The following is a 6424-nucleotide window of genomic DNA, read 5'->3' on the forward strand; positions in this document are numbered from 1 at the left end:
TTTTTGGTATCAGGAAACAAATCCTCCTGTTCCTTATTGAGTTTAGACCAATTTACTGGTGTAATGATGATATGAAGGAACACCAATTCAGCATCCGCCTTTTTTGCTAAAAGAAATGCATAGTTCTCTGCCGCTAATGCACAGTCCGAGAAATCTGTGGGAACGAGTATCTTATTCATGGCTAAGGAATTTTGGTTTTTATTATCGTAAAAGTACCTGGAATTTAAAGGATTAACCCTATTTGAAATCAGTCAAAAACATGAGAAAAATCATTACAAAAAAAAAGCCCTGGATTTAATCCAGAGCTTGTGCGCTCGGAAGGATTCGAACCCTCAACCCTCAGAGCCGAAATCTGATATTCTATCCAGTTGAACTACGAGCGCTTATCCAATTATATTAGGCAGAAATTGCCAACCTGACTTTTTCTGCTGCTTCTTTCAGAGTAATGGCTGAAGAAACCTTTAAACCTGATTCATCAATGATTTTGGCACCTTCTTCCGCATTGGTTCCCTGTAGCCTTACAATGATAGGAACTCTAATGTCGCCGATTGATTTGTAGGCTTCTACCACCCCATTTGCAATCCTATCACATCTTACAATACCACCAAAAACATTGATCAAAATTGCTTTGACATTGGGATCTTGTAGAATGATTCTGAACCCTGCTTCAACTGTAGTTGCATTTGCTCCTCCTCCTACATCAAGGAAATTGGCAGGTTCACCGCCTGAAAGCTTGATCATGTCCATAGTGGCCATCGCCAATCCCGCGCCATTTACCATGCAGCCAACGTTTCCATCCAGTTTAACATAGTTTAATCCAGATTTTCCAGCTTCTACTTCCAATGGATCTTCTTCAGCTAGATCTCTCAGGTCCGCTAAATCCTTGTGCCTGAAAAGTGCATTGTCATCCAGATTTACTTTTGCATCTACAGCAAGAATTTTATCATCGGAAGTCTTTAATACGGGGTTAATCTCAAATTGGGAAGAATCAGAACCTATATAGGCATTGTAAAGGGAAGATATGAATTTCACCATTTCTTTAAATGCAGTCCCTTCAAGTCCAAGCTTAAATGCTATTTTTCTCATTTGAAAAGCCTGAAGACCTAAATTTGGATCAATCCATTCTTTTATGATTTTTTCAGGGGTATGTTCTGCAACTTCTTCAATGTCCATTCCCCCTTCTGTTGAAGCCATGATGACATTACAGCCTTTGGCCCTGTCCAACAGAATTGATAGGTAATATTCTTTGGGTTCTGATGCTCCCGGATAGTAAACATCCTCAGCTACAAGAACTTTATTTACTTTTTTTCCTTCTTCACCTGTTTGAATGGTCACCAATGTGCCACCTAGAATATTTCCGGCTTTTTGTGGAACATCTTCCAAGCTTTTGGCCAATACTACTCCATTTGAGCCAGTCTCCTGAACTTTGCCTTTTCCCCTACCACCTGCGTGGATCTGGGCTTTGATGACAAACCAGGAGGTGCCTGTTGATGCGTTGAGTTTCTTAGCCGCTTCAAGTGCTTCCTCAGGGCTGTTGGCTACTAGGCCTTCCTGAATTCTCACTCCGTAGCTTTTCAAAAGTTCTTTAGCTTGATATTCGTGTATGTTCATCCTTATGAAAATTTTTGCCCGAAGTTAAGCGCTACCAGGTTATTTTTCAAATTAACCTCTGCTCTTTTTGGTAAATAAATGTCTTTTCTGAAATTGCGGCGAAATGAAATTTTATATTTGGGCTCTTTAAGTCAAATTATGCTAACTGCAAAAGGAATACACAAGCACTACGGGGATTTGCACGTACTCAAAGGAATAGATGTTAATATTGATCAAGGAGAGGTAGTTTCAATAGTGGGGGCTTCTGGGGCAGGCAAAAGTACACTTTTACATATTTTAGGCACCTTGGACCAAGCAGAAAGGGGAGAAGTCTGGATAGCAGATACGCAGGTCACCAAGCTAAAAGGTGATAAAATGGCTGATTTCAGGAACAAGGAGATTGGGTTCATTTTTCAATTCCACAATCTGCTGCCTGAATTCACAGCTGAAGAAAATATTATCATACCAGGTTTAATTGCCAATCGGAAACCTGCTGACTTGAAAAAAAGAGCTGGACAACTGGCAGAATTATTGGGTTTTGCTTCCAGATTGGAACATAAACCGTCGGAACTGTCAGGCGGAGAGCAGCAAAGAGTGGCTGTTGCAAGGGCATTGATCAATGATCCAAAGATTATTTTTGCCGATGAACCCAGTGGTAACCTTGATTCCAAAAGCGCAGAGGCGCTACATAAATTGTTTTTTGACCTGAGAAAAGAGTTTGGCCAATCTTTCGTCATTGTCACTCACAATCAGGAGTTGGCCAAAATGGCTGACAGGATGCTGGTGATGCAGGATGGAAAAATATTCAGGATAGAAAGGGGATCAGGAATTGGTTGATTTTTTGGTTTTTTCAGATTGAAGAACCTTGATCATCTCATCCACGTGGGCTTTGGACTCAAACATATCTGAGAAAGCTGCTCGAATAACATGTTCTCTGTCCAGAAAATAGGTAATTCTTTTGGGTACCCGGATCAATGGAATAAGAGCATCATATGCGTTGCAGACATTTCCCTTTTCATCACTTAGTAATTCGAATGGTAAATTATATTCTTTTTGGAATTTGATGTGTGTGGGGATATCATCTCTGCTGATACCTATAACAGGTACATCCAGATTCCGGAATGAACCAAACTGATCCCTGAAATCACAGGCCTCAGCGGTACAAACTTTCGTGAAATCTTTTGGATAAAAATAAACAATACAGGCTTTTCCTTTACAGTTTTTGGATAAAGTAAAATTATTGCCACTTGTAGATGGTAATGTGAAATCAGGTGCTTTTTTTCCTATTTTGAGGGACATGGGAGATTTTAGATTTAAGAATTTAGAATTTAGATTTAAGACCCGATAGTTATCGGGATTAGATTTAATGCTTGTAAAGAAAATGGTTAGTTATACAGAACTATACTTTTTGGGAACCTAATTGTTTTTAAAAACATTCATGTTAGCAAAATTTAATTTTGAGATGTTATTCTTGAACTTATCATTTTTCAATTAGTTTTGAAACTTAATCAACTCGGAGTTTTGAATAATAAAAGTGTTCAGCACATGCTTTTGGCAGGGTTTTTATTTTCCCTGATGAATGTTTCGGTAAAATTGATACCGCATATTCCGGCTATCGAGATCATATTGTTCCGCTCAGTCTTCAGTCTGATTTTAACTTATATTTTATTGACAAGAGAAAAACTTCCTGTCTTTGGTAACAATAAAAAACTCTTGATCATAAGAGGAATTGCCGGTTCAATTGGACTGATGGCATTTTTTTACACTTTGCAGAATATCCCTTTGGCGAGTGCAGTTACATTGAATTATCTTGCTCCTGTGTTCACTACTATCTTGGGAATTTTCGTGGTAAAAGAGCGGGTTCAGGGAAGACAATTTCTTTATTTTGGGATTTCATTTTTGGGAGTGATAATTATTGAGGGCTTTGACCCTAGGATATCTGCATTTGATCTTTCCATTGCCTTAGTGGCCTCCTTGGCCATGGGGGTTGCATACAATGTGATTCGAAAGCTCAAAAACTCAGAGCATCCTTTGGTCATTATGCTTTATTTTCCACTGATAACCATCCCAATTGCAGCAGTAGCAAGTTACTTTTTTTGGGTGATGCCAACAGGCTGGGACTGGCTAATTTTATTGGCAGTTGGGTTATTGACACAATTTGCCCAATACTTTATGACCTTGTCTTACCAAAATGCGCAGTTGTCAAAAGTGGCGAGTTTGAGTTATATCGGAATAATTTATGCCCTGGGGTTTGGTTTCTTTATTTTTGGGGAAACATACAGTTTGGTGGTGTTTTTAGGCATGTCATTGGTCTTATTGGGTGTAATTTTGAATATTTTAAAATAATGTGGTTACATTATTCCATTTTGTTTCGACCAAAGTATGCAAAGTTGATTTTGATAATAAATCATCCAATATTCTGTTATAGATTTGTGCAGGGTTAAAAAAATATCCGCTTTCTTAAAGGCAATTCAACTTATTGAAATAAGAAAATAGCTGAAGTTCGATTTAAGCTAAAATCGTTCATACGTCCCATTAAGTAAAGGGAATAAGATGGCTGGCATCATTGCGGAAATTCATATAAAAAATAACGTGTTAGATGCTCAGCATGACATTCAAATTAAATTCTTGAAGATTTGAGAGGTTCCTATCCAAAGATTGGATTGTGCAAAAATGTTGATAATTTTAAATGTTTAGGCTTATGAAAATTTGTATAGGTTAAATTGAATTAGGAAATAAAATTGCTTTAAAAATGCCATAATCTAAATTAGATTTTAAAAAATTAAGGAATTACAATTATGTTCAAGTTTAAATATATTCATTTTGTATACCTGCTTTTTTTGGGTTATACTATAATTTTTTTAACAAGCTGTGTAAATGAACAATCACCTGATGGAAATGACTCTGGAGAGGCCTTAGGTTCTTCGGGAACAACTTTTGATTGCGCTGATTTTGTGTATGCAGACACTTTAGTACATACCAATAACGAAATTGAAAATCTCATTTTACCGACAAAAACATTATCAGGTACTTTTGAAGTCTTTCCGGAAGGATTGGCTTTGAATAGTACTACAGGAGAGATTGATATCAACAACAGTGAAACCGGTTTGAAATATCAGGTAACTTTCAAGCCTACAAATGGTGCGCCTGAATGTTCTGTATTTATCGCAGTTTCAGGTATCAATTATTTGGATGCGATATATGTGCTGGAGGAAAATGAAAGATTTGCACCCGCAATTTATAACGGTGATCCTTTGGCCCGAATTCCTTGTGAGGATGATGATGATGACGATGACGACGATGATGATGATTGTGATTTTGATACATCTGGCCCAGGAGGGACCAAACTGGAAGATTTTGGGGTTTCAATCGATGGTAATACGGGTGATATAGACCTTCAATCGACCATTGAAAATGGGGCTTTGGGTGCTACCCCAACAAATGGAGCCTTTGAAAACTTTAAAATGTATTACCGAATATCCGACAGCAGTTTGGGTGTTTTAAACAGCATAGATATCCGTATTTATTTTTTTGAAACAATTGCTGATATTCCCCAAAGCTTATTGGATGAAATGGAGGAAAAGAATAAACAGATTTTAAATCTCCCATTCACAGATCCGTTTTTCAAAAGTGGCCGGATTAAAGCCGATAATCCAAAAACCAAACCCAGACCACCTTACCTGCTTGTTGTTGCCACAAGATAATTAATTTGGTTATCATTGCATTGAATTTAATCCGATCATTCAATGTATTTAAAATGGCTGATTTTATTTCTTGCAATCTTTTTTCAGGAAAATCCAAAGGTGATGCAAGATGAGCTCAAGACCAAATATGCACGTGCAATTGACCTGTACGAATCAGATGAGCCAAGTGAATTTACAGATAGCTTGGCAACTGTGTTATTCAGGGATATCATCGATAATCCTTTATCGTCCGAATTGGAAATCAGGATTCTGGTTGACATTTACGAAAAGCTGGGATCACTTTTCCTGATCAACGGGGAGATAGAAGAATCTGTCCGATATTATAAAAGTGCATTGGATTTTGATAATGGGGAAATTTCAGAAGATTCTGTTTTTTTCGGTTCAAACCTTTTTCTCGGTGAAGCATACTACTTATTAAACAAAGCAGACAGTAGCATTTATTACCTGGAAAAAGCTGAAAGCTTGTTGGCCAACAAAGCATCAAAAAATGAGTCTTCAAGACTGTATAATTCCTTGGGTGTAATATATTATGCGTCAGGAAATTATACCCAGGCGATCAATTATTTCACCAAAGCAAAAAATTTGACAATCGGAGAGGAAGTATTTGACAACCTGGACCCATATTATCAATATGCGCTTTACAGTTTTTTGAACAATATCGGATCATCATTAGTGAATCTTAATAAATCCGATTCTGCATTATTGATATATAAAGAGATGTTGAAATACGGAATAAATCAAGACAGAACTAATTCACAGATTGCAGGAATATTTCTGGAAAAAGGGTCCCCGGATTCAGCATCAAATTATCTGAACAAGGTTTCACCTGACTTTCAAAATAATTACATCTTCATTAACCAAAAGGCCGAAATATATTTTCAAAAAAACGAAAACTCTCAAGCCATTGACCTAATCAAAAAATTTCTTCAAAGCCAGGATATTTTTGGTACCGAAAGAAAAGACTTCCGCTTGGGATCTACTTATAACCTGTTGGGTAGAATTATGTTCGAATCAGGGGACTATATAGAATCCGCAAGTTCTTTCCACCAAGCCATTATCCAGTTAGATGGATTGTTTGAAGACAAAGATATTTTTTCAAATCCGGTGGATTATACCTTCGGTTATGAATC

7 protein-coding genes and 1 tRNA gene are annotated in these 6424 nt (G+C 37.2%); 4 read left to right on the forward strand and 4 right to left on the reverse strand.

Annotated elements, in window-relative coordinates; genetic code table 11:
* The 3 genes from ACEW8U_RS23210 to sucC form a co-directional block, all read right to left on the reverse strand.
* Positions 1–179: universal stress protein (locus ACEW8U_RS23210; RefSeq protein ID WP_373524446.1), on the reverse strand; the 179-nt coding region annotated here is incomplete at its 3' end.
* A gap of 130 nt (positions 180–309) precedes the next feature.
* Positions 310–383, reverse strand: a tRNA-Arg gene (locus tag ACEW8U_RS23215).
* 13 nt (positions 384–396) lie between these two features.
* A complete protein-coding gene (gene sucC, locus ACEW8U_RS23220; protein ID WP_373524441.1) occupies positions 397–1611 on the reverse strand; it encodes an ADP-forming succinate--CoA ligase subunit beta in 1215 nt (404 codons plus the stop codon).
* Between the two features lie 138 nt (positions 1612–1749).
* Between sucC and ACEW8U_RS23225 the strand changes: the two genes are divergently transcribed.
* A complete protein-coding gene (locus tag ACEW8U_RS23225) occupies positions 1750–2427 on the forward strand; it encodes an ABC transporter ATP-binding protein (RefSeq protein WP_373524442.1) in 678 nt (225 codons plus the stop codon).
* Here ACEW8U_RS23225 and ACEW8U_RS23230 read toward each other — a convergent pair.
* Positions 2413–2889 carry a peroxiredoxin gene (locus ACEW8U_RS23230; protein WP_373524443.1) on the reverse strand — a complete coding sequence of 159 codons (477 nt, stop codon included), beginning with the start codon at positions 2887–2889 and terminating at the stop codon, positions 2413–2415. The two genes, ACEW8U_RS23225 and ACEW8U_RS23230, sit on opposite strands and share 15 nt — an antisense overlap.
* Before the next feature lie 246 nt (positions 2890–3135).
* Here ACEW8U_RS23230 and ACEW8U_RS23235 point away from each other — a divergent pair, with 246 nt between their 5' ends.
* The 3 genes from ACEW8U_RS23235 to ACEW8U_RS23245 all read left to right on the forward strand — a co-directional run.
* Positions 3136–3936, forward strand: a complete 801-nt coding sequence (locus ACEW8U_RS23235; RefSeq protein WP_373524447.1) for a DMT family transporter — start codon at positions 3136–3138, stop codon at positions 3934–3936.
* Positions 3937–4388: 452 nt separating this feature from the next.
* Positions 4389–5294: a hypothetical protein gene (locus ACEW8U_RS23240; RefSeq protein WP_373524444.1), complete on the forward strand. Its 906-nt coding sequence runs from the start codon at positions 4389–4391 to the stop codon at positions 5292–5294.
* A gap of 42 nt (positions 5295–5336) precedes the next feature.
* On the forward strand, positions 5337–6424 hold a 1088-nt coding region (locus ACEW8U_RS23245; RefSeq protein WP_373524445.1), incomplete at its 3' end, for a tetratricopeptide repeat protein.

The organism is Aquiflexum sp. (assembly GCF_041751335.1).
In the GTDB taxonomy this organism is placed as follows: Bacteria; Bacteroidota; Bacteroidia; order Cytophagales; family Cyclobacteriaceae; genus Aquiflexum.